Source organism: Aquimarina algiphila (genome assembly GCF_007489275.1).
GTDB lineage: Bacteria > Bacteroidota > Bacteroidia > Flavobacteriales > Flavobacteriaceae > Aquimarina > Aquimarina algiphila.
On the sequence record NZ_VLNR01000242.1, the window covers coordinates 1 to 261 of the forward strand.

The window sequence follows — 261 nt, forward strand, 5'->3', positions numbered from 1 at the left end:
GTATATCCATATCTTTTTAATCCTCTTTTATGCAGGGCTATCCGTTTTTGTTTTAAGTAAATCTCAACAGTATCCTTAGTGTAAATAATACGTACCTTTTTACCAATATAGTTGTAAGGAACACTGTAATAATGTTTATCTTTACTGATATAGATATGAGAAGTTTTATAAACAGTACCCATTACATATTGTCGTAATCTGTATGATTCTACTGGTAAGGCTGTTAATTCTTGTTTCTCTATAGATTCAAACAACTCTAAA

The 261-nt window shown here is 29.1% G+C and carries 1 protein-coding gene; it reads right to left on the minus strand.

Translation table 11 applies throughout. The features are described 5' to 3' along the window. Positions 1-261, minus strand: a 261-nt coding sequence (locus FOF46_RS31180) for a Mu transposase domain-containing protein (RefSeq protein ID WP_420885156.1), incomplete at both ends; no start/stop codon positions are given.